Source organism: Paenibacillus cisolokensis, assembly GCF_018403665.1.
In the GTDB taxonomy this organism is placed as follows: Bacteria; Bacillota; Bacilli; order Paenibacillales; family Paenibacillaceae; genus Paenibacillus_AH; species Paenibacillus_AH cisolokensis.
Genome location: NZ_BOVJ01000207.1, coordinates 1 through 20,257, shown reverse-complemented (window position 1 = coordinate 20,257; position 20,257 = coordinate 1). Strand labels below are relative to the sequence as shown.

Here is a 20,257-nt window from a genome sequence, read left to right as displayed (position 1 = left end):
CCGAACAAAAACAATTTTTTATAGCGGCGCGACAAGAGATACCGCATTTCGCAAACAGCAGCTCATCAAATTGAAAGCGGCAATTCAAGCAAATGAGAACGACATTATTGCCGCATTATATCAGGATTTGCGAAAAAGCGAATTCGAAGCGTATGCGACAGAAGTGGGCCTCGTTTTAAACAGCATCAGTCATATGATCAAGCATATCGACAAATGGGCGAGACCAGTCCGGACCCGAACACCCGTACAATTCCAACCAGGAAAAAGTTTTATCGTACGCGATCCGTACGGGGTCGTATTGATTATAGGACCTTTCAATTATCCTTTTCAGCTTGTGATAGAACCTTTATTAGGGGCCATCATTGGCGGAAATACGGCAATCGTTAAACCATCCGAATTTTCGGTTCACACGACGGCTGTGCTGAAAAAAATAATCGAAGAGAACTTCGAAGAAAACTATGTGCGAATCGTCGAAGGCGAAAAAGAAATCGTGCAGCAATTGATTCATGCGCCGTTTGACTACATCTTTTTCACTGGCAGTATTGAGGTTGGCAAAATTGTCATGCGTGCGGCGGCCGAGCGTTTAACCCCGATTACATTGGAACTGGGTGGCAAAAGCCCAGTCATCGTGGACGAAACAGCCAATTTGGATATCGCGGCGAAACGAATCGTATGGGGAAAATTTATCAATGCCGGGCAGTCCTGCGTAGCGCCTGATTACTTGCTCGTCCATGCGTCCATATATGAAACATTCATGGAAAAGCTGAAACAAACCATTACCCGATTTTATGGGGAAGATCCGCAAAAGAGCCCCGATTTCGGCCGAATCATTCATGAACGTCATTTTCGAAGGCTCGAACAAGTATTAGAAGCGGATGCGCATCTCATTGCATTCGGAGGTCAGAAAGATATCACCGATTTATACATTGCTCCTACTTTATTGGAAGATGTCACCTGGGACAGCAAAGTGATGGAATCGGAGATTTTCGGACCGGTCTTGCCGATTATGAGCTATACGGACTTCACACAGGCCATTCATGACATTCGGCAGTTGCCCAAACCGTTAGCGGCTTATTTGTTCTCTGAAAACGAACAGGCCGTCCGATTTTTCCTTCAGGAGCTTCCGTTTGGCGGAGGCAGTATTAACGATACCGTATCTCACGTCGGTAATGTCTATTTGCCTTTCGGCGGAGTCGGTTCTTCGGGAATGAATCGGTATCATGGAAAGGCAAGTTATGAAAGCTTTACCCATCCCAAATCGATATTGAAGCGCTCGACCAGGCTCGCGAATGACTTATCGTATCCGCCATTTCAAGAAAAGATCAAGATCGTGAAAAGGATTTTGAAATAAACGGCCCATTCGGCCCTGTTGAAAGCATGCATAATCAAATGTGCCAGAATGATGAGCCTTTGGAAGCAGGCGAAACGCTGCTCATAACATTTGCTTGATCTGTGTCGGAACCGTCCCTGCGTATCGTGGAGGACGGTTCTTTGTCGATAGGATCATTCTGAATAGGCCATTTCCTTAATGTTCATAATAATGAAAAACACGGCATGAGTGAGGATATGGACAATACGTTCGAAAAAAAGCTTGACGAGCAGCCGGAGTCCATTGCGGCAAAGCTGCAAGAGTGTGCGAAATCTTCGGACTTTCAAAATAAAACCGTTCACCCTTATACCATCAGTTACTGCAAACCGCTTATCGACTCCAATTTTCTGCACCGGGACATTCTTCCCTATCTGTCCGGCAACTCGGACGTTTCTCTGAACGAATTATATCAATCGATTCCGATTGCGGATAAAAAGCTGTCCCGCGATTGGAATGAAATACAGGAAAACATATTGCGCGGATATGTCGCCATTCAATTTGACGGGCAGGAGCATGAATGTTTGCTTGTTCATGCCTCCATGCCCAAAGGACGAGATGTAAATTCGCCGGAGGTCGAATTTAGTGTCGTAGGGCCGAAAGAAGCCTTTGTCGAATCGCTTGATATGAACCTGAACTTGATCCGCAAGCGCATGCCTACAGCCAACCTTCGCGTCAAAGAAATGATCGTCGGTTCGCTCTCGAAAACAAGAATAGCGGTCTGCTATCTCGAAAGCATTACCAATGAAGAGTTTGTAAATACGATGATCCAACGGATCGAGGACCTGGACATTGATTTCATGCCGGATATTACGATGCTGGTTCAAATGATCGAAGATAGCCCCAACTCCGTGTTTCCCCAGTTAATCGAAACGGAGAGACCGGATCGTTTAACGCAAGGACTTGCATTGGGGCAAGTAGGCGTCTTAATGGACGGATCTCCAAGCGGCGTCATCGGCCCGGCAAAATTGGGATGGTTTTTAATCGCCCATGAAGATTATTACCTGCCTTGGCATATGGGTTCGTTCTTCCGGGTTTTGCGTCATATTGCCATACTGTTCTCCGTACTGGCCACATCCTTTTACGTTGCAATTTTGACGTATCATTACCAGGTTATCCCGAACAACCTGCTGCCGACGATCGTATCTTCAAGAATCAATATCCCGTTTCCGCCTTTTCTGGAAGTGATGATTATGGAATTCTCGATTGAATTGCTGCGCGAAGCCGGCGCGCGATTGCCGACAAAAGTCGGACAGACGATCGGTATCGTCGGCGGTATTGTGCTGGGGACGGCAGCCGTCGAAGCGTCGCTGACAAGCAATATTTTGTTGCTGCTCGTCGCATTGTCGGCCCTGGCTTCCTTTACCACTCCTATATTTCGCATGAGCAATACGATTCGGATTCTTCGATTTCCGTTTATTATCGCTGCGGAAGTATGGGGGCTGTTGGGGATTTTCATTTGCGGGGCATTCGTCCTTACCCATTTGCTGCGCTTAAAATCGCTCGGCATTCCTTACCTGGTTCCTTATTATCCGCTTCGCGTCGCTGACCTGAAGGACTCCTTCGTGCGTCTTTCCTACGGTCTCATGTATAAACGGCCAAGCTACTTTCGGACTAAGGACCCGGTAAAGTTTCATCCAGGCAAAGCAAAAATAAAGAAGGATATCGACGAATGACGAATAAAACGAATCTGCAAATGAGGTTTAGACCATGACTTCAAACGTGAATGAGCGATTTTTGATAACGCCATTTTTAGTCTTGTTTGTAATCCATGCCATGCAATGGGGAGTCGGTTATTTCTCGTTTCAAAGAGAGATTGCACAAACTGCCGGGCAAGATGCCTGGATCGCGGTTATATTAACGGCCGTCAGCATTCACATCGTGATATGGATGATGTATCGAATTCTCAGTGCTTACCGGACGCAAACCGATATCGTCCATATTCACCGCCATCTTTTCGGGAAATGGATAGGGGGGCTGCTTACCGTTTTTTCATTATTTATCTGGTGATGTTTGCCGGCATCATTTTGCGGTCTTTTATTGAAACGATCCAGGTGTGGATCTTCCCCCAGTTGCAAACTTGGCTATTGGGATTCGTTCTTCTTGTGCTCGCTTATTATATTGTTTTAGGCGGGTTTCGGGTCATTGTGGGGATCTGTTTGTTAAGCTGCGTTCACTATATATTGCTTCCCACTTATGGATTTCTGACGAACTATCTTCATTTCAGCAATTTGACTCCCATTCTTGAGCATTCGATTACGGATCTCTTCAAAGCATCCAAACAAATGTCATTCTCCTTTCTGGGTGTGGAAATTTTGCTTATTTGCTACCCGTTTATCAAGAAACCGAAACAATCCCAAAAGTGGGTGCATGCCGCGAGTTTCACGTTAACGTTGTTTTATCTTTCGCTCGTCATTTTCTCGTTGGCTTTTTATAGCCGCGGTCAGCTCCTGAATGAGGAATGGCCGACGTTAACCCTGTTTAAATTTATCCGATTGCCTTTTATCGAGCGATTTGAATTTGTCGGGGTGTCGTTTAATTTATTCCGGGTCCTGCCAATTTTGTGCTTGGCGATATGGGCCGCAAGCCGTGCGACAAAAATATTGTTTGCGGTAAGACAATCTAAAGTAGTCCCTTTGTTTTTACTTATGGTTTTTATCATGATCTGTCTGCTTCCGAATCGCCAAAGTATCGACGCAGGAATCTCCTTCATGTCGACAATCGGATGTTATCTCGTGTACGCGTACATTCCCTTTTTGTTCGTTCTGCACCTATTCAGGAAGAAAGAGAGAAACCCGATATGAAACGGATGATGGTCTGTTTGTCGATCAGCTGTCTTGCATTGGCGCTTGCGCGCAAAAGGAAATTATCGATGAAATCACCATGCCGATCGTAATAGGCTACGATAAAGCCGAACAAAATCAAATCGAAATGACCGTAGCGGCTCCTATTTTTAAAGAGGATCAAACGGTTTCGAACAAAACCTATTCATCTGTCAGTCACACAGTCAGAAATGCTCGAGAAAAGATGCGGGCTGAAATAAGAAAACCGTTTTCCATCGGGAAATTATCGGTTGCGCTTTACAGCAAAGACTTGGCCAAAGACGGTTTGGTGAAAATTTTGAATCCGATTAAGCGCGATGCCCGGGTTTCTAACAGATGCTACCTGGCAATCGTGGACGGAAAAGTAAAGGACCTGCTGGAGTCCGATTTCAGCTTGGAAGAGGAAAAAGGCGTGTTTTTAAAAGAGCTGATTGACGGCAAGATCAAAGTAGGACATCTCCCGAGAACCAACTTGCATCAATTCGGGTATGCGCTGCACAGCGAGGGCATGGATCCGTATTTGCCGATCCTGAAACTGCATAATAAGAATGTCCGTATTGCCGGTTTGGCCTTATTCAAGGACGATAAATATGCAAGTGAAATCAATTTGGACCAGATGCGCGTTTTTCGATTGCTCCTCGAAAATGTAAATCATGGTACCTATGAAGTAAAGCTGGATCATGATTCATACGCGGTAGTCGAAAACCAGGGATCAAAGGTTCGTTATCGAATGGGCGGCAGTTCCGAAAAGCCCGAAGTAACGATCGATCTGAAGATAAATGGCGCGATTACGGAATTCTCCGAGTGGAGATTAACGGAACAAGATAAACGGAAGATCGAGATGAGACTCGAGGAGCAAATCATCGATACGGGAAAATCTTTAATGCATACCTTTCAAACCTTGCAAATCGATCCGCTTGGCATAGGGGATTTCGTCCGAAGCAAAACGCGAAATTGGAATAATGCGAAATGGGAGCGGCAATATCCCGGGATGCAAATTCATATACGGGCAAGCGTAAATATCGTTGAAAGCGGAATAACCAAATATTGAAGGTCGCAGCAACTATGATCGAACCTGAAGCGGAAACACTGACCGGGGCTGTCACTGTTTCTCCTTTATAATGGGTTCGTATTTGATTACGACCATGAAGCCGATGCGCAGTCCGGGAGCAAGCGTCTTGCTGAACGTCCCGACATAGATGACTCGATTTGGATTCAGCGTATAAAGAGGGCGGGATAGGTACGCCTTTCAGGTGAAAATCGCCGTCGTAATCGTCTTCGAAGATATAAGAATCGGATTTCTCTGCGAGCCTGACCGCGTGCTGCCGACGTTGGATCGGCAAAATGCTGCCGCTCGGAAAGTGATGAGACGGTGTAAGCAGCGTCAAAGCATCGCCTTGGCGATCAAGGCGAACCCTTCCGAGGAGCCGGACACGATCATGATCTGTCCAATCGAGCAGCGCATTCCCCTCGTTCGATGCAAATAAACCGAAATTTCCGATCTCAGTTGTTCCTCTCCGCGAATATCTTCGTAATCCAAAAGAATGCCGGGCGAATCCCCTGCCGCGATTTTCAGATACTTAGCCCACTCTTTTCGGGGGACAGTAAGGCTAGTAAGTTGAGTCCGTATAATTGTGTAAAATGCTAGATTCCCGAAAATAAAGGGAGCCATATTCAAATCCCTCAGTTTGGTGGTGTCGAAGCAACATTCTACAGCAAGGATCCTGAAGCATCTTAAGATACCCGCCTAATTGGCTGTTACCTAACTCCCGCTATAGGTCTGCCCGTTTTCGCTTATTAAGGGCGAATTCGCAACACTCAAGTCACTATGCATATATTTTCAGCATATTAATATATTAATGAGTTTACGCTGTTTTTCTTAGCGGGCTGTCGCCAAGCCGCCGGCATTGCAGTGTGTCAATACGCCTTTGCCGTCACGGAACAGCTCCAGCCCGTGCTCGCCGATATATGCTAGGCTAGATCGGAATCGGTATCCGGAGGGTGCGGAATTGGGAAATTATCATACCTTAACGCAAGCGGAAGCGGTCGAGTATGCACGCGGCATCGAGGGAGTATTCCCGGCTGGCGCGCAGCTGAAGTCACGGAAGATCGGCGACGGTAATCTTAACCATGTGTTTCATATATCTGACCCGGCATCAGGGCGGGGCTTAATTCTGAAGCAGGCGCTGCCTTACGTCAAGGTGGTCGGCGAATCGGTTCCCTTGACGCTGGACAGAGTACGCATTGAAAGCGAAGCTTTGCGCATTCAAGGGGAGCTTTGTCCTGATCTGACGCCAAAGGTATACGCGTACAAACCGGATTTGGCGTTGATGGTCATGGAGGATTTGAGCGATCACATCATCATGCGCCGCGGACTGATGGAGCGGGGCCGTTATCCGTTGTTCGCCGGGCATATCGGATCATTCTTGGCGCGGACGTTGTTCTTCACCTCGGACCTGGCTATGGACCTGCAAGAGAAGAAACAGCGGGTGAAAGCTTTCATCAATCCGGAGCTTTGCAATATCACCGAGGATCTCATCTTTGACGCTCCTTATAAGAAGTCCCGGATGAATATCTTCGAGCCTCATATCCGCGATGCCGTTGAGCGCATTTGGGCGGATACGGAGCTGCATCTCGAGGTCGCGCTGCTGCGGGAGATATTTCTGACGAAAGCACAGGCCCTGCTGCATGGCGATTTGCATACAGATAATATCTTCATCAAGCTGGATTCGACGAAGGTCATTGATCCCGAATTTGCTTATTATGGTCCGATGGGCTTTGATATCGGGACGGTTATTGCCAATCTGCTGCTGAACTATTCAGGCCAAGAGGGCTGGAGCACGGATGCGCAGGAGCGCACCGATTACCGCCGCTACCTGCTGGATACGGTGCGCGACTTATGGACACAATTCGAGCTTCGGTTCCGCGAGCTTTGGAACGGGCATGCCGCCGACCGGATGGCGAAGACCCGAGGATATCAGGATTTGTATGTGGCAAGACTGCTGCAGGACACAATCGGCTTTGCCGGGGCGAAAATGGTGAGCCGCGTCCATGGTTTTATCCACGTCGCGGACATCGACCACATTGAGGATGCTGCTGCCCGCGAACGGGCACAGCGGATCGCGCTGGAGATCGGTGCGGCACTGATCAAACGGAACCGCTCCGCCCGCTCAATTGAGGAAGTGCTGGAAATCGCTTTAAAAGCTGTAAACTAAGGAGCTGAGTGGTACGCTGAAACGGCGATCGCCTTAGGACAGCAATGACGCAGGAAGGAAATTAGTTTTAACATTGAAAAAGACGACTACTCATTCAAAATGAATAAGAGTCGTCTTTTTATTTCGTTCAGGCCGGTCAATCGATGAAACGATGGATTTCCTCCAACACCTTGTGATGCTCCTGTGAAAATATACCGTGGCCCGCATGGGGAAATAGAATCAGTTTGGAGCCCGGAATACGTCGGTTCAGAATCTTGGCATGCTTCGGACTGAAGACCCAATCGTCCTCGCCGTGAATAATAAGCGTCGGTGCCGTAATTTGCCCGAGCCGATGGTACGAATCGAAATTTTTGGAGGCAAGTCTATGAATTTCCATGCTTCTAGGATTCGAAGGCGCGATCTGCATTCGTTCCGCGAGTGAAGCGATTATGGCCGGATTCTCTTGAATATAGGCTTTGGAATATAGCATATTTATTGTGTCTTGCGGGGAAAAAGCAGTGTGTTTTCGCATCAGCCATTTGAGCATCCGCCAAGTAGGCAGTACCCGCTTGACCCCGCAGGTTGTGGAGCATAGAACTAATTTCGCCACGCGAGTGGGGAATTCAATTGCAAGCTCCTGTGCAATCATTCCACCCATGGATTGGCCTAAAATATGGGCCTTGTCGATTTCGAGCGCGTCCATCAGCCCGACGACATCCTTAGCCATATCCGCGATGCCGTACGCTTCCGTCGGCGCGTCGCTGCGGCCTGTACCTCGATGATCGAGCATGATGAAGCGGTATCTTTCGCTTAACGCGGCCTTGATTGCCGGATGCCACCAGTCCATATTGCTGTCTTTTCCTGTGAGCCCGATCAAGGGAAATCCTTCCCCCAACGATTCATAACAAATGTTTACGCCGTTGACGAATACTTTTTTCAAAATTCCCCACTCTCCAGTTTCGTAATCTCTGGCCGCGAATGAACGATTTTCAAAATCAGTATATTCTATGGAAGGGAATAGAGTGAGGATGAAAGGGAGAGGCCCTCAGCCGATTGACGGCTAGAGCCTATCCGGGCAGAACGGTTTTATTCCTCTTCCTCAGATGGTTGTGTTCACGTTGATTCCTCGGACGCTTTCGATTTCTGATCCTGTGAGGAGATAGCCATCACGCGCTCCAGTCCCATCGCCATTAATTCTTGACCAGTCGCCTTAACGCCGGTCTTCAAGGAATTGGTGATCGTTCCGAAAGTGGTGCGTAACGGTTGATTTTCGTCGCGCCTCATATTCAAGAGCTCATTGCCGACGTGGGTAGCGCCGATTTTCAAAGCATCACCGGCAAGATGCAGAATCTCTTTCCTTACTCCCCTGAAGACCCCTTTCATGAGTCCTGACATGTATCTCACCTCCTTCCGAACCGTCGTATATTCCTAATGCGGCGCTTAGGGAGAGATGCTTTTCTCCTTTTGGTATACTTACGGACAGGTTCTTTTTTCTTCTCTATTCTCTTGGTATACTTACGGACAGGTTTTTTCTTCTTCTCTATTCTCCTGGTTTTCTTACGGACAGAATCTTTTTTCATCTCTTTTCTCTTGGTATCCTTACGGAGAGCTTCTTTTCTCAATTCCTTTTTCTTCTTGGGTTCCTTACGGAGAGCTTCTTTATTCGTCTTCTTTTCCACCCATCTGAGGAGTGCGCTGCCGACGGCGCGAGCAGCTCTTTCCATCAAGATCGATTCGGGGCTGTCGTTGGCTTGAATATGTTCAATCGCAGGTTTGCCTTCCAAAGAGTGCAGCTTTTGTCTGAGAAGCTGCCTGAATTCCGGATCCTGCGTCTCCTGCTCCAGCTTTGTCCAGCAATTGGCCGCATCCCCGTTTCGACCGATTCTGCGATACGCCTCGCCGAGCTCGTAAGTTAGTCTCGATTTGTCAATGCCTATGACCTCGAGTTGGTCCTCTTGATTTAACAGGAAGGTATAATCCTCAATCACTGTCCGCGTCCGTTGGAAATACTTTTCCGGCAGCCTGTATGCGGACCTGCCGCGAACAGACCGGATGATGATGTCGTGCGGAGCGGCTGCTACCGCTTTGTCGAGAAGCTTTAAGCCGTTTTTCGCCCATCTCAACCTTTCGAGCGGGTTCGTTTTATCGCGAGCGATTAAAATCATGATGCCGCCATGGTAAGCTTCCGCAAGAGGGTGGTCCGGATAGTCGAGTCGCAGCTGTTCCAACAGCTGATTCGCTTCCTGAACGGCGGCTTGATTGCCTTCCACGCCCTCCTTATACAGCGATGTAATCGTGCTGAGTCTCTCTTCGAAAGTCAAGGGGCTCTCCCTCTCTTTTCTTTTAAATTTTTCTTCCATTCCAATTAAACGAGACGCTGCAAGACTTCATTTGCTTTGTCAGGTTTTCCTGCATTTTGGTAAGCCTCACTTAGGTTTTTCAGTATATCGCGTACTTCTTTTTGAGTCAGGAAGCTGGGATTTTCTTTATAGCGGTCAAGCAGGAAGGTGAAGTCCTCGATCGCTGTTTCCGAGCAATGGAAAAGGACTCCGGCAGCCTCAGACAAATGTTCCCGCGTAACAACCGAATTTCTTTATGGTTTGGGTCTAAAGAAACGGCCCGATTCAATGCGTCTAATCCCTCTTCCGCCTTATCCGCTCTCTCCAGAATTTTGACGGCATCCCGGCCCGAGAGAACAAGAGTACTGCCGTAATAGGCTTCGAATAGCGCATTATCAGGTTCGGCCTCACGAAGCTTTAAGAGCATCTCGTTTGCTTTTATTACCGCTTTTTTGTCTCCGTTTACCCCTTTATGATGGAGTTTTTTGGCTTCCTCGAATTGTTTCATATGGATGCTTTGACTGGGCATTCCAATCGACCTCCCAATGATAAATCCGGCTTAATGTCGAGAAGCTTATGCCTGTTGCGCCGGAAGCGACACATAAGGGGAAAATTCTACGTTATCATCCGTTAGGGCGAGTCCGTGATGTGAAATGCTCTGCACCGCTTACCAGAAGCATCTATCGAGACTTTGAAAATCTTGCAATAAAGATAGATCCCCTCCTTGCATTTTCTTTTTACTTGTTACGATATGTGCAATCCTCATATAACGGTTGGGTAATTACTCAGTTTATGAATAATGTACGTTTGTCCGAGTCAATTCTTTACAATCTTGCATTCCATAACAGTAATTACGGAGGAGGGCAGGGTTTTTATGAAATGGCAATCCCATAAGATGACGGTTTCGATTGACGAGCATTCATCCCATCTGGAACAATTCAAGGATTTTTTAAGCAGCTGGACGATGAAGGAAGTACCATTGAAAAGTTGCCTCGGCAAAGAATAGAAGACTATCAGTTGAAAGCCATTAACGCTACGCTTTCTCATGTCTGGAACAACAATGAATATTACCGTTCGAAGCTGGAAGGAGCGGGCTTCACGGAACCGAAAATCGAAAGCCTGGAGCAATTAGCTTCAGTACCGCTGCTCAAGAAAGACGTTATACGCGGAGATAAGCAGAAGCTTTTGTGCGTCGATCCGAAAGAGATCGGCCAGGTTCATCTTACAAGCGGAACTTCAGGGAAGCCGATTTATACCGCCTACACATTAGCGGATCAGTATGTATATGATTTGCTGCCCAAATATTTGGAAATTTTCAAGGAGACGGACGCTGATGTTGCGGCCATCGCGCTGCCGTATGAGTTTGCGCTGCCCGGTCTTGGTTTTCAGCGTTTGTTCCAGTTTGCGTTCGGAACGGCGGTGCTGTCGCTTGGCAAAGGCGGATACATGGCTCCCGTCGATAAGTCATTGGAGCTGATGAAGGAATACCAAGCCACGGTTCTCGCTACCACGCCTTCCTATGCAGCGCTTTTGGTGGAAGAAAGCGAGAAGTATGGGATTAAAATAGGTGAAGATATCCGACTCAAGAAAATTTTGCTTACCGGTGAAGGGTGCTCCTCTACCTTCCGCGACCGGCTGGAGAAATGGTGGGGCTGCGAAGTGTCATTCTTCTACGGCTCGACCGAGTGCGGGGTTGTAGGGGTTGAATGCAGTAAACACAAAGGGTATCACGTCATGGAAGGACATGTAAAGGTAGAAATTATTGATACGGTTTCGGAGAAGCCGCTTCCGTACGGCCAAACCGGAGAGATCATCGTGACGACGCTGCTGCGCGAAGGGATGCCGATGGTGCGTTACCGAACCGGAGATATCGGTTATTTGCAAAAGGCCAGATGCGTTTGCGGGATCACCATGGACGTTCTGCATCTTAGAGGCAGAATGGAGAATATGTTGCGGTTAAATGGTGAGGACTATTCTCCGTTCTTACTGGAACACTTCCTTATGGAAATTCCCGATGTGGGCATGTGGTACCACTTCAAGCTGAATCAGGGAGTTCTTAAGATTGAAGCCGAGCCGTTTCGGACGAAATTAAGCGACGAGCAATTGGCGGAGAAAATCCGAAAGCATATGGCTGACCGGCTCTCGATTGACTGCCAGGTCGAAATCAGACACGACATCCCCCGTACTTTCGGCAAAGCGACCCGAGTGTTCAATTAGTCAAAACCTCTTAAACAGGAGAGGAGGTGCTGCGTTATGACTGACAACGATCGGGAGCGGGAGCGAAAGTTCAAGGATTTGTTGGCACGTATTCGAAAATCGCCTTTGTACAAGGAAAAATTATCGGAATACAACCTGAATGGCATCGGATTGGACCACATCCAAACACTGCCGCTTACAACAAAAGAAGATCTCCGGAAAGCCGGCGCTTTCGGTCACCTTGCCGTCGAAATGAAAGAGGTTGCGCAATACCACGAATCAACCGGCACGACCGGTGAGCCTTCCTCCTCCTGGTTCACCCAAGAGGACTTGAGGACTGGCGGGAGACAGCTGAAGGATTGCGGGGTTCGGTTGACAGCTGAAGATCTTGTGCTGATCCGCTTTCCATACGCGATGGCACTGCCCGCGTTCTTGATGCAGCAAGCGGCATGGCAGTCGGGAGCAGGGGTTGTTCCCGCAAGCGGACGCACCGTCGTTACGCCTTACCCAAGAGTGCTGCAGCTCATGGAGCGTCTTCGTGTCACGGTAGCCGCCGGGCTCCCGCGAGAGTTTGAGCTCCTGGCCGAAACTGCGCGTCTGATCGGTTCGACTCCGAGCAACCATTTTCCGGCTTTACGGGCCATTTGCGTTGCCGGAGAATTAATGAGCGACAAGCGCAGGGAGCATATAGAGAAGCTGTGGGGCGTGCCTGTATTTAATATGTATGGCTCGACGGAAACCGCGAATATCGCTACGATGTGCGAAAACGGCGTGATGCATATCGTGGAACAGGATTTTACGTCGAAGTGCTGCATGAAGACGGTTCAGGCCACATGGCCCAAGGAGAGAGAGGGTTTGCGGCGATTACAACGCTTTCCCATCAAGGATCTCCTCTGCTGCGATATTTTAATGAAGACATTATCTCTGTCGAACATTCCTTGTGTGCTTGCGGCCGAACGGGAGGCAAGCTGGCGCATTACGGCAGGAGTAAGGATCGAATCCGTTTTGGTGATACCGTCCTGGACGCTGCGGACCTCCAAGAAGCCGTATATTCATTGTCTCCTGCTCCGGATGCCTGGAAGGCGCTTTGGCAAGAGAACGGGCTGCACTTTCTGCTTGATTCGCATGATTCCGGGGAATGGTCGGAGGAGGCGATCCGTTCTCATTTATCCGGGAAGCTGCATGTGCCTGTCACGGTAGAGATCGTTCCCGACTTCAGGCTGCTTGACCGTGTCGAGCTTGTGAAAACGTCCCGTCGACAAAGCCGGTTTATGTTCAAAAATTCAGTTGAAGTGGAGCGCGAGAGCTGCTGGCTAATGCGCAAAAGGGGATACAGGAGTAAATCGGCCAGGAAAAGGTCCCGTCATTGGCCGATAAGAAGGGAGTACTCGAATGAGTGAAAAATTGCAACAATTACAATCTCAACTGAATGGGATTAACCGACAATTGCTTCATCTGCTGAATGAACAGGCGCGTACGGCCGATAAAATTGTCCGGATAAAGGAAAATCAAGGGATAACGGAAGCGGACGTCCAGCAAATGGTGAATGGGCTTACAAGCCAAAATCCGGGACCTATCGATAACGACACGGTCATGTACTTATTTAGGGAAATGTTCCATATTTACCTTAAAAAGAAAAAAGATGTGAAAACGGAACAAAAGCTCCTCGTGAGCCGCCGCCACAAGAGCGAGGATACGATTATCCGGATCAAGCATACCGAATTTGGAGGCACTTCGCACGTCATGATTGCGGGGCCCTGCTCAATCGAATCGAGAGACCAGCTTCTGACCGTAGCGGCCGCTTTGAAGAATGCCGGTGTTACCGTTTTGCGCGGGGGCGCGTTCAAGCCGAGAACCTCTCCATACGACTTTCAAGGGCTCGGTGTGGAAGGTTTGAAAATCATGAAGGAAGTGGCTGACGAAGTCGGCATGGTGACCATCAGCGAAATCATGAGCCCTTCACAAATCGATACGGCAGCCCGTTATGTCGATATCTTTCAGATCGGCGCCCGCAACATGCAGAACTTCGATCTGCTGAAAGCCGTCGGCCAAACCGGACAGCCTGTTCTTTTGAAGCGGGGCCTTTCCGCCACACTGGAGGAGTTCATTCTTGCGGCAGAATATATCCTGTATAACGGGAATGACCGGGTCATGTTGATCGAGCGCGGAATACGTACTTTTGAAAAATGGACGAGAAACACGCTCGATATTTCGGCGGTACCGCTATTGAAACAGGAGACCCATCTTCCGGTGCTCGTGGATGTCAGTCATGCCACCGGCCGAAAGGATATTCTGCTATCCTGCGCGAAGGCAGCACTTGCTGCGGGCGCCGATGGGGTTATGGTCGAGGTGCATCCGAATCCGCAGGCTTCACGTTCCGATGCGAATCAGCAGATCAATATTGACGAATTTAATACGTTCTGGAAAGGACTCCGCGATTCGGGCTTTTTCTAAAGTGACGAAGCATCACGAGCTGACATTCGCTAACGGAGGAGAGTGTATGACAGAGATAAACTCTTTCGACATGGATTCGCATGATGCGGGAAGGGCGTTTGATTTATTGCATGGGTTGATATTTAAAATGTTACTGGTAACGGACGGGCGGACAACAGAGATGCTGGAAGCTCTGTTGAACGAAAAAATGGTCGTTCATGTCATTCGGCAAGAGCAAATAGATGAAGAACATGCCGATCTTTTTAGCGAGTCCTCCGGTGCTCCGTATATAAGAGAGTCTCTCTTGTTGAGCGAAAAGAGCCGCTTTCTGGTATCTCACAATCTTGCGCTGGTTTACTCGAAGCATGTGCCACCTGCTTTGTTTGAGAAGATAGCACACCTTAAGGAGGGGATTGGCAAATCAATCAGTACCTTGGGTTTGCAAACGTTCAGAAAAGTGCTTGACTCCGGGGCGAAAAATGAGGAAGAAGCGGTGGATCTGTTTCAAAAGCCGATCCGGCTTCGTTTTCCGGAACTGCGTGATAAAGTGCCTTATAAAAAATACTCGATTTATTTCGGAACTGCGCCGGGAATTCAGATGCTTGAATATTTTAATCCGAATATCATCAGACAAAGTTTGAACCAATCTATCGGAGGGATGAATCATGAGTGACAAAGAAACGAAAGAGCAGAAGCAAGCAAGAAAGCAATTAAAGGAAGCTGAAAAAGCAAAAGAAAAAGCGGAAAAAGCAAGAGCAAAAGAACAGAAGCACCTCGAGAAACAAGCGCAGAAAAGGGAAAAAGAAGTACAGAGTAACGAACCGGTAGAAGAGCAGGGGAAAAGGCTGACTCAAAAGGGAAGTGCTGTCCCTATAAGTCAGCCTTATTAACCATACCCCTTCGTTGAATACGCTCTCCGAAAGGAGCTTTTTTCGGGCGCGTTATTGTTTTTTCGCTTTTTCTTTCATGTGTTCGACTAAATCCGCTCCAGACTTTATCATTTGTTCACCGGCATATTGTACACCGCTTTTAACGGCCGATATAAATTTCGCTATAGAAATATCGGTGGGTTGTTCCGATTTTTTACAGCCTCCATGATTTTCTTGCCGGTCTCATTCGCACCGCCACTAACAGCCTTTGTGTAGCTGTCGGCGAAACGGAAAATTCTCGCTTGATTTCGCCAAAAATCTTTGAGAGATCCTGACTACCCTCTGGCATTTGCTTCACCCCCTTATGAAAGCTAAGCGTTCAGTCTATCGGGATGCATGGTGTCGCGAAGCATGCGGATCGTACGACGGCGTCTCTATTTCCGGCTATGGGCTTCTTCATGAAGCCGAACCGCCTCAGCCGGTCTTTGCTCAAACGGGGCAGCGATGAGCTCCGGCTCCTGCTCATCATCCAGCATGGGGGCGGAATGAATTTTTACAGTACGCATTTTGTCGTCCATATATAATTTAATCACGGCAACAATTACGCCCACCACAAGAACAAAAGCAATTACACCGCTTAATGTTAGTCCAAGAATAAATAGCATTTTATCTGCAAATCCCATGTTTTTCGTATTCAATTTCATTCTCACTCCCTCTGTCTTATTATGCTTACCTGTATCGATGCTTTCGGTCATGATACACGATAAATAAGCCTCCGTCTGGAAAGTGCAAGTTCCAGTCTGTTATAATCAACCATTCTGAGTTCAGTATATGTATAGATATCTGCGAATTTATGGGTACTCGCACATTGTTCGGATGAATTCCGCTTCAGTCCATTCTTAGATGCATAGCGGCACATAAACTGAAAGAGCTGATAGAGAGGTCGTACTGCTCGTGGGGTTGTCCGGGACCAGAGCGTTGTTGTTGAACTTATACTGGGAGGAGTAACTATGGATCATAGTCAAAGCAAACTTGAGTCTGATCACAGGCAAACCGATTCCACGGAGCTTCCGAACTCCAATCTGAACAAGGAATTGAAGGAAGTAAGCCAAGTTCATGCTTATCTTCCTTCAGCTAAGCAAGACAATACTACTATCGAAGAAAATAAATCGGTGGAGATATCGGAGGCAGCTACGGAAGCTGACCTGGAGTGGAGGCAGTTCGTCCAGCAAGAACTCGAGAGCATGCGGAACCCGGAAAAAGCGGAGCGGGATCGTACGCACAAAGAGACGTCATCGCCTCCATCGTTAGATCAAGCCTTAGGTCTCATCATAGAAAAGATACCCTTCGAAAGTTTAATCGATTCAACGATTCGGTTTTTCTTTAAGAAGCCAAAGCCAAAGCCAAAGCCAAAACCAGAACCAGAGAGAAGGGTGAAAAAGGACCGAAGAAAGTGATATCGCAGGGGGGGAGGATCGGAGATGGGCGGAGGTGATTCGTGAATCAACGAGAGCATCTCGTTTGGGGACTATCCCAAAATCATAAATGACTGAGGGACGGCCCCTAGACGGGATTTTTATAGCGCACCTTAATTTAAGGTTGCGTTTTATTTTTGAACACTGGGTATGCTAAAATTGGGTTAACCAAACTTTACCAAAAAGAACGGAGGTGGTGCCCCATGACAACGGATCGCAAACCCAATAGATTAGCCAAGGAGAAGTCGCCGTATTTGCTCCAACACGCTTTCAATCCGGTAGACTGGTTCCCTTGGTCGGACGAGGCTTTTGAAAAAGCGAAAAGCGAAAACAAGCCCGTCTTTTTATCTATTGGGTATAGCTGACGTTGCTAACTCACAAGTACCTGCCATTGGTGTCATGTCATGGAACACGAATCGTTTGAGGACGGCGAAGTGGCCGGGCTGTTGAACCGCGAATATGTCGCCGTGAAGGTGGACCGCGAGGAGCGGCCGGACATCGATCAGGTCTATATGGCGGTATGCCAGGCGATGACCGGCCAGGGCGGCTGGCCGCTGACCGTCATTCTGACGCCGGACCGGAATCCGATTTTCGCCGGCACCTATTTTCCGAAGCACAGCCGGTACGGCAGGCCGGGTCTGATGGATGTGTTGTCGCGGCTGGCGGACAAATGGCGGAATGACCGGGAAGAGGTGCTCGAGTTCGCCGAGCGGATCACGCAGGAGGTGCGGGACAGCATGGAAGCCGACCGCCGCGGCGAAGCCGTGCCGGAGCTGCTCGATCAGGCTTACCGGCTGTATGAACGGCTGTTCGACAGCGAGTATGGCGGGTTCGGAGGGGCGCCGAAGTTTCCGTCGTCCCACAACTTGTCTTTCTTGCTCCGCTACTATCGTCGTACCGGGGAGGACAAGGCGCTGCGGATGGTCGAACGGACGCTCGACGGGATGCGCCGCGGCGGTATGTACGATCATATCGGCTTCGGCTTCGCGCGGTATTCGGTGGACGAGCAGTGGCTGGTGCCGCATTTTGAGAAGATGCTGTACGACAACGCGCTGCTCGCCTGGACGTATCTGGAAGCGTACCAGCTGACGGGGAAACGCGAGTATGCCGAGACGGCGGAGCAAATCTTCGAGTATGTGCTGCGCGATATGACCGATCCGGAGGGAGGCTTCTACAGCGCCGAGGATGCGGACTCGGAAGGGCGCGAAGGCAAATTTTACGTCTGGCGGCCGGATGAGATCGCGAATGTACTGGGCGCGGAAGACGGGGACCTGATCTGCGAATGGTTCGGCATTACGGAGGAAGGGAATTTCGAAGGGGACAGCATCCCGAACCTGATCGGGCAGGATGCGGAAGCGTTCGCCTCGGAGCGCGGCATGACGGTCGAGGAGCTGCAGCGGAGAATCGAGCACAGCCGTGCCCGGTTGTACGAGCACCGCGAGAAGCGGGTTCATCCGGGCAAGGACGACAAAATTTTAACCGCCTGGAACGGCCTGATGATCATGGCGCTGGCGACCGGGTACAAGGCGCTTGGCCGGGAACGGTATTTGGAAGCGGCTAGGAGGTCGGCTGATTTTATTCTGCGCAAGTTGCGCCGGGAGGACGGACGGCTGCTGGCCCGCTACCGCGATGGAGAAGCCGCTTACGAAGCGTATCTGGACGATTACGCCTTTCTCGTCTGGGGCCTGATCGAGCTGTACGAGGCCGGATTCGATATCGGGCATCTGCAGGCGGCGATCGAGCTGAACGAGCGGATGATCGAGTTGTTCCGCGACGAGCATCAGGGCGGCCTGTTTTTCACCGGCGCGGACGGCGAGAAGCTGTTCGCCCGCGGCAAGGAAATCTACGACGGCGCGATGCCGTCGGGCAATTCGGTCGCGGCGCTCAACCTGCAACGGCTGGCGAGGCTGACCGGCGACGCGCAGCTGGCGGAGCTGGCCGAACGGCAGCTCGAAGCGTTCGCCGGCGCGGTGCGGCGTTATCCGCCCGGCTATGCGATGTACCTGATCGCCCTCGACTACGCGACATCCGCAGGCGGTGAGATCGTCATTGCCGGCAGCCGGGACGAGGAGGAGACGCGCCGGATGATCGAGGCGGCGCATCGCGGCTTCCGTCCGCATACGGAAGTGCTCCTCGCCGTTCCCGGACCGGAAGCCGCAGCGCTGGAGCGGCTCGTGCCCGCCGTCGCCGGCAAAATGCCGGTTCGGGGAAACCCGGCCGCGTACGTCTGCGTCAACTTCGCCTGCCAGGCGCCGGTGACGGACGCGGCGTCGCTCAAGGCACTGCTGGACGCGGACCGCTGACCCTTGCGGCAAACCGCAACAATATGAAGAAGCGCCATCCCGTCGGGAGGCGCTTCTTCGATTAGTGGCGGCGGTAAGAATGCCGCGCAAATGATACCGTATGCAAAATCATTTCAACCGCAGCAACGTCGTCCACAGATCCGCGCTTTCGTAGCCGAGGCGCCATGCGGCGATGCCGGCCAGATCGTACGTTTTGGCCAGCTCGATGCGCTGCTTCACCGTCTGCTCCGTTTCGGCCCAGAAAACGTATGTGGAGCCGTCTTTTTGATACGTATATTTCATTTGCCCCGATTCGCGGTCGAGCGTCCCTTTGGCGCCCCGCTCGGCGATCAGCTTCGGCACTTCCTTCATATAGACGGCCCGGCTCGCGACCGGCTTGCCGTCCGCATCGAGCTGCCATTCTCGCACATAGAACGGAATGCCGAGCATCAGCTTGCTGCGCGGAATGCCGTAGGACAAATATTGCTTGATGCCTTCCTCCGTCCAGGCCAGCCCGGAGACCGATCCGGCTTCCGGACCGCCCTGCCAGTGCTCGTCGTAAGCCATCACAATGACGGTATCGACGATGCCGGCGAGCGCCTTGTGATCGTACCCGGTCAAATGATTCCACGCCGTATCGCCGCGCGGCAGATCGATGCTCACCTTCAGCTTCTTCGCATGCGCCGCGTTCGTCAGCTCGCGGACGAAGGACGTATAGGCGTCCCGGTCGGTTCCGGCGAGCGACTCGAATCGAGGTTGACGCCGTCGACCTTCAGCTCGGCCAGCCTGTTGACGAGGGCGGCGATAAACCGTTTGCGAGCTTCGGTATCCGCCAGAAACGCGGTCGTCATCGCTTGGTCGAACTGGTTATGGACGAGCGGCATGACGGAAATTCCGGCCGCTTTCAGCTCGCTTGCGAGCGCGGGGTCCGAGTTGTCCTTCAGCGTTCCGCCGGCGTCGGCCAGTTCGAACCAGGTCGGCGAATCGATATCGAGCCCTTGCGTGACGGCGACCTGCTCCCGGATGACGGCGCTGTTCGACGTTCCGTTCCAGCCGAGGTAGACCAGCTGCTTCGTATTGCTCCATACGGCCCGGCCGTCTTCCGTGCGCACGACGGAACCGGACAGGGCGGCGGCATAGGCGACGGCCGCCTTGCGGGTATGGAACGACTTGATTTTGTTGTCGCCCTGGTACACGGTCAAGTACGGCTCGTTGGTCCAGTACGTTTCGCCGCCCAGCGCGACCCGGCTGCCGGCATAGCTTTTGGCATATTGAACCGCC

Annotated in this window: 18 protein-coding genes and 3 pseudogenes; 14 read left to right on the top strand and 7 right to left on the bottom strand. The window is 50.3% G+C overall.

Annotated elements, in window-relative coordinates:
* The first annotated feature begins 13 nt into the window (after positions 1 to 13).
* From PACILC2_RS24045 to mtnK, 6 genes and pseudogenes are all read left to right on the top strand, one after another.
* Positions 14 to 1,351 carry an aldehyde dehydrogenase gene (locus PACILC2_RS24045; protein WP_213531367.1) on the top strand — a complete coding sequence of 446 codons (1,338 nt, stop codon included), beginning with the start codon at positions 14 to 16 and terminating at the stop codon, positions 1,349 to 1,351.
* A gap of 203 nt (positions 1,352 to 1,554) precedes the next feature.
* Entirely contained in the window at positions 1,555 to 3,042 is a 1,488-nt protein-coding gene (locus tag PACILC2_RS24040) for a spore germination protein (RefSeq protein WP_244863815.1), read from the top strand.
* A 34-nt stretch (positions 3,043 to 3,076) separates the two neighbouring features.
* A pseudogene (locus tag PACILC2_RS29625) lies at positions 3,077 to 4,170 on the top strand (GerAB/ArcD/ProY family transporter).
* On the top strand, positions 4,097 to 5,239 hold the full coding sequence (locus PACILC2_RS24030; protein WP_372447226.1) for a Ger(x)C family spore germination protein: 1,143 nt from the start codon (positions 4,097 to 4,099) through the stop codon (positions 5,237 to 5,239). Before PACILC2_RS29625 ends, PACILC2_RS24030 begins: the two are co-directional and overlap by 74 nt.
* Before the next feature lie 202 nt (positions 5,240 to 5,441).
* On the top strand, positions 5,442 to 5,675 hold the full coding sequence (locus PACILC2_RS24025) for a hypothetical protein (RefSeq protein ID WP_213531359.1): 234 nt from the start codon (positions 5,442 to 5,444) through the stop codon (positions 5,673 to 5,675).
* 522 nt (positions 5,676 to 6,197) lie between these two features.
* Positions 6,198 to 7,403, top strand: coding sequence for an S-methyl-5-thioribose kinase (gene mtnK / locus PACILC2_RS24020; protein ID WP_213531357.1), 1,206 nt, complete (start codon positions 6,198 to 6,200; stop codon positions 7,401 to 7,403).
* A gap of 136 nt (positions 7,404 to 7,539) precedes the next feature.
* Here mtnK and PACILC2_RS24015 read toward each other — a convergent pair whose 3' ends face one another.
* The 4 genes from PACILC2_RS24015 to PACILC2_RS24000 form a co-directional block, all read right to left on the bottom strand.
* A complete protein-coding gene (locus PACILC2_RS24015) occupies positions 7,540 to 8,322 on the bottom strand; it encodes an alpha/beta fold hydrolase (protein ID WP_213531341.1) in 783 nt (260 codons plus the stop codon).
* Positions 8,323 to 8,495: 173 nt separating this feature from the next.
* The gene (locus tag PACILC2_RS24010; protein ID WP_213531339.1) at positions 8,496 to 8,777 is read right to left on the bottom strand and encodes a hypothetical protein; all 282 of its coding nucleotides are present in this window, start codon (positions 8,775 to 8,777) and stop codon (positions 8,496 to 8,498) included.
* Positions 8,778 to 8,782: 5 nt separating this feature from the next.
* Positions 8,783 to 9,703: a tetratricopeptide repeat protein gene (locus PACILC2_RS24005; protein ID WP_244863813.1), complete on the bottom strand. Its 921-nt coding sequence runs from the start codon at positions 9,701 to 9,703 to the stop codon at positions 8,783 to 8,785.
* A 145-nt stretch (positions 9,704 to 9,848) separates the two neighbouring features.
* Positions 9,849 to 10,250, bottom strand: coding sequence for a tetratricopeptide repeat protein (locus PACILC2_RS24000; protein WP_244863812.1), 402 nt, complete (start codon positions 10,248 to 10,250; stop codon positions 9,849 to 9,851).
* Between the two features lie 345 nt (positions 10,251 to 10,595).
* Between PACILC2_RS24000 and PACILC2_RS28195 the strand changes: the two genes are divergently transcribed.
* The 6 genes from PACILC2_RS28195 to PACILC2_RS23975 all read left to right on the top strand — a co-directional run bounded on the left by PACILC2_RS28195 (position 10,596) and on the right by PACILC2_RS23975 (position 15,240).
* Positions 10,596 to 10,727, top strand: coding sequence for a hypothetical protein (locus PACILC2_RS28195; RefSeq protein WP_280515393.1), 132 nt, complete (start codon positions 10,596 to 10,598; stop codon positions 10,725 to 10,727).
* A gap of 11 nt (positions 10,728 to 10,738) precedes the next feature.
* Positions 10,739 to 11,938 carry a phenylacetate--CoA ligase family protein gene (locus tag PACILC2_RS23995; protein ID WP_244863811.1) on the top strand — a complete coding sequence of 400 codons (1,200 nt, stop codon included), beginning with the start codon at positions 10,739 to 10,741 and terminating at the stop codon, positions 11,936 to 11,938.
* A 36-nt stretch (positions 11,939 to 11,974) separates the two neighbouring features.
* Positions 11,975 to 13,117: a phenylacetate--CoA ligase family protein gene (locus PACILC2_RS23990; protein WP_244863810.1), complete on the top strand. Its 1,143-nt coding sequence runs from the start codon at positions 11,975 to 11,977 to the stop codon at positions 13,115 to 13,117.
* A 192-nt stretch (positions 13,118 to 13,309) separates the two neighbouring features.
* Positions 13,310 to 14,371: a bifunctional 3-deoxy-7-phosphoheptulonate synthase/chorismate mutase gene (locus tag PACILC2_RS23985; RefSeq protein ID WP_213531337.1), complete on the top strand. Its 1,062-nt coding sequence runs from the start codon at positions 13,310 to 13,312 to the stop codon at positions 14,369 to 14,371.
* Positions 14,372 to 14,417: 46 nt separating this feature from the next.
* A complete protein-coding gene (locus PACILC2_RS23980; RefSeq protein ID WP_213531334.1) occupies positions 14,418 to 15,023 on the top strand; it encodes a chorismate pyruvate-lyase family protein in 606 nt (201 codons plus the stop codon).
* Positions 15,016 to 15,240, top strand: a complete 225-nt coding sequence (locus PACILC2_RS23975) for a hypothetical protein (RefSeq protein WP_213531332.1) — start codon at positions 15,016 to 15,018, stop codon at positions 15,238 to 15,240. The genes PACILC2_RS23980 and PACILC2_RS23975 overlap by 8 nt, the downstream gene beginning before the upstream one ends.
* A gap of 413 nt (positions 15,241 to 15,653) precedes the next feature.
* On the opposite strand, the gene PACILC2_RS23970 is transcribed toward PACILC2_RS23975, so the two are convergent.
* Entirely contained in the window at positions 15,654 to 15,923 is a 270-nt protein-coding gene (locus tag PACILC2_RS23970; RefSeq protein ID WP_213531330.1) for a hypothetical protein, read from the bottom strand.
* 306 nt (positions 15,924 to 16,229) lie between these two features.
* Here PACILC2_RS23970 and PACILC2_RS23965 point away from each other — a divergent pair, with 306 nt between their 5' ends.
* The gene (locus tag PACILC2_RS23965) at positions 16,230 to 16,676 is read left to right on the top strand and encodes a hypothetical protein (RefSeq protein ID WP_213531328.1); all 447 of its coding nucleotides are present in this window, start codon (positions 16,230 to 16,232) and stop codon (positions 16,674 to 16,676) included.
* A gap of 221 nt (positions 16,677 to 16,897) precedes the next feature.
* Positions 16,898 to 18,997, top strand: a pseudogene (locus tag PACILC2_RS23960) (thioredoxin domain-containing protein).
* 108 nt (positions 18,998 to 19,105) lie between these two features.
* Here the strand turns inward: PACILC2_RS23960 and PACILC2_RS27635 are convergent.
* Entirely contained in the window at positions 19,106 to 19,672 is a 567-nt protein-coding gene (locus PACILC2_RS27635; protein WP_244863816.1) for a glycosyl hydrolase family 18 protein, read from the bottom strand.
* Positions 19,669 to 20,257, bottom strand: a pseudogene (locus tag PACILC2_RS27630) (glycosyl hydrolase family 18 protein); the annotation flags it as partial. The gene PACILC2_RS27635 and the pseudogene PACILC2_RS27630, both read right to left, overlap by 4 nt.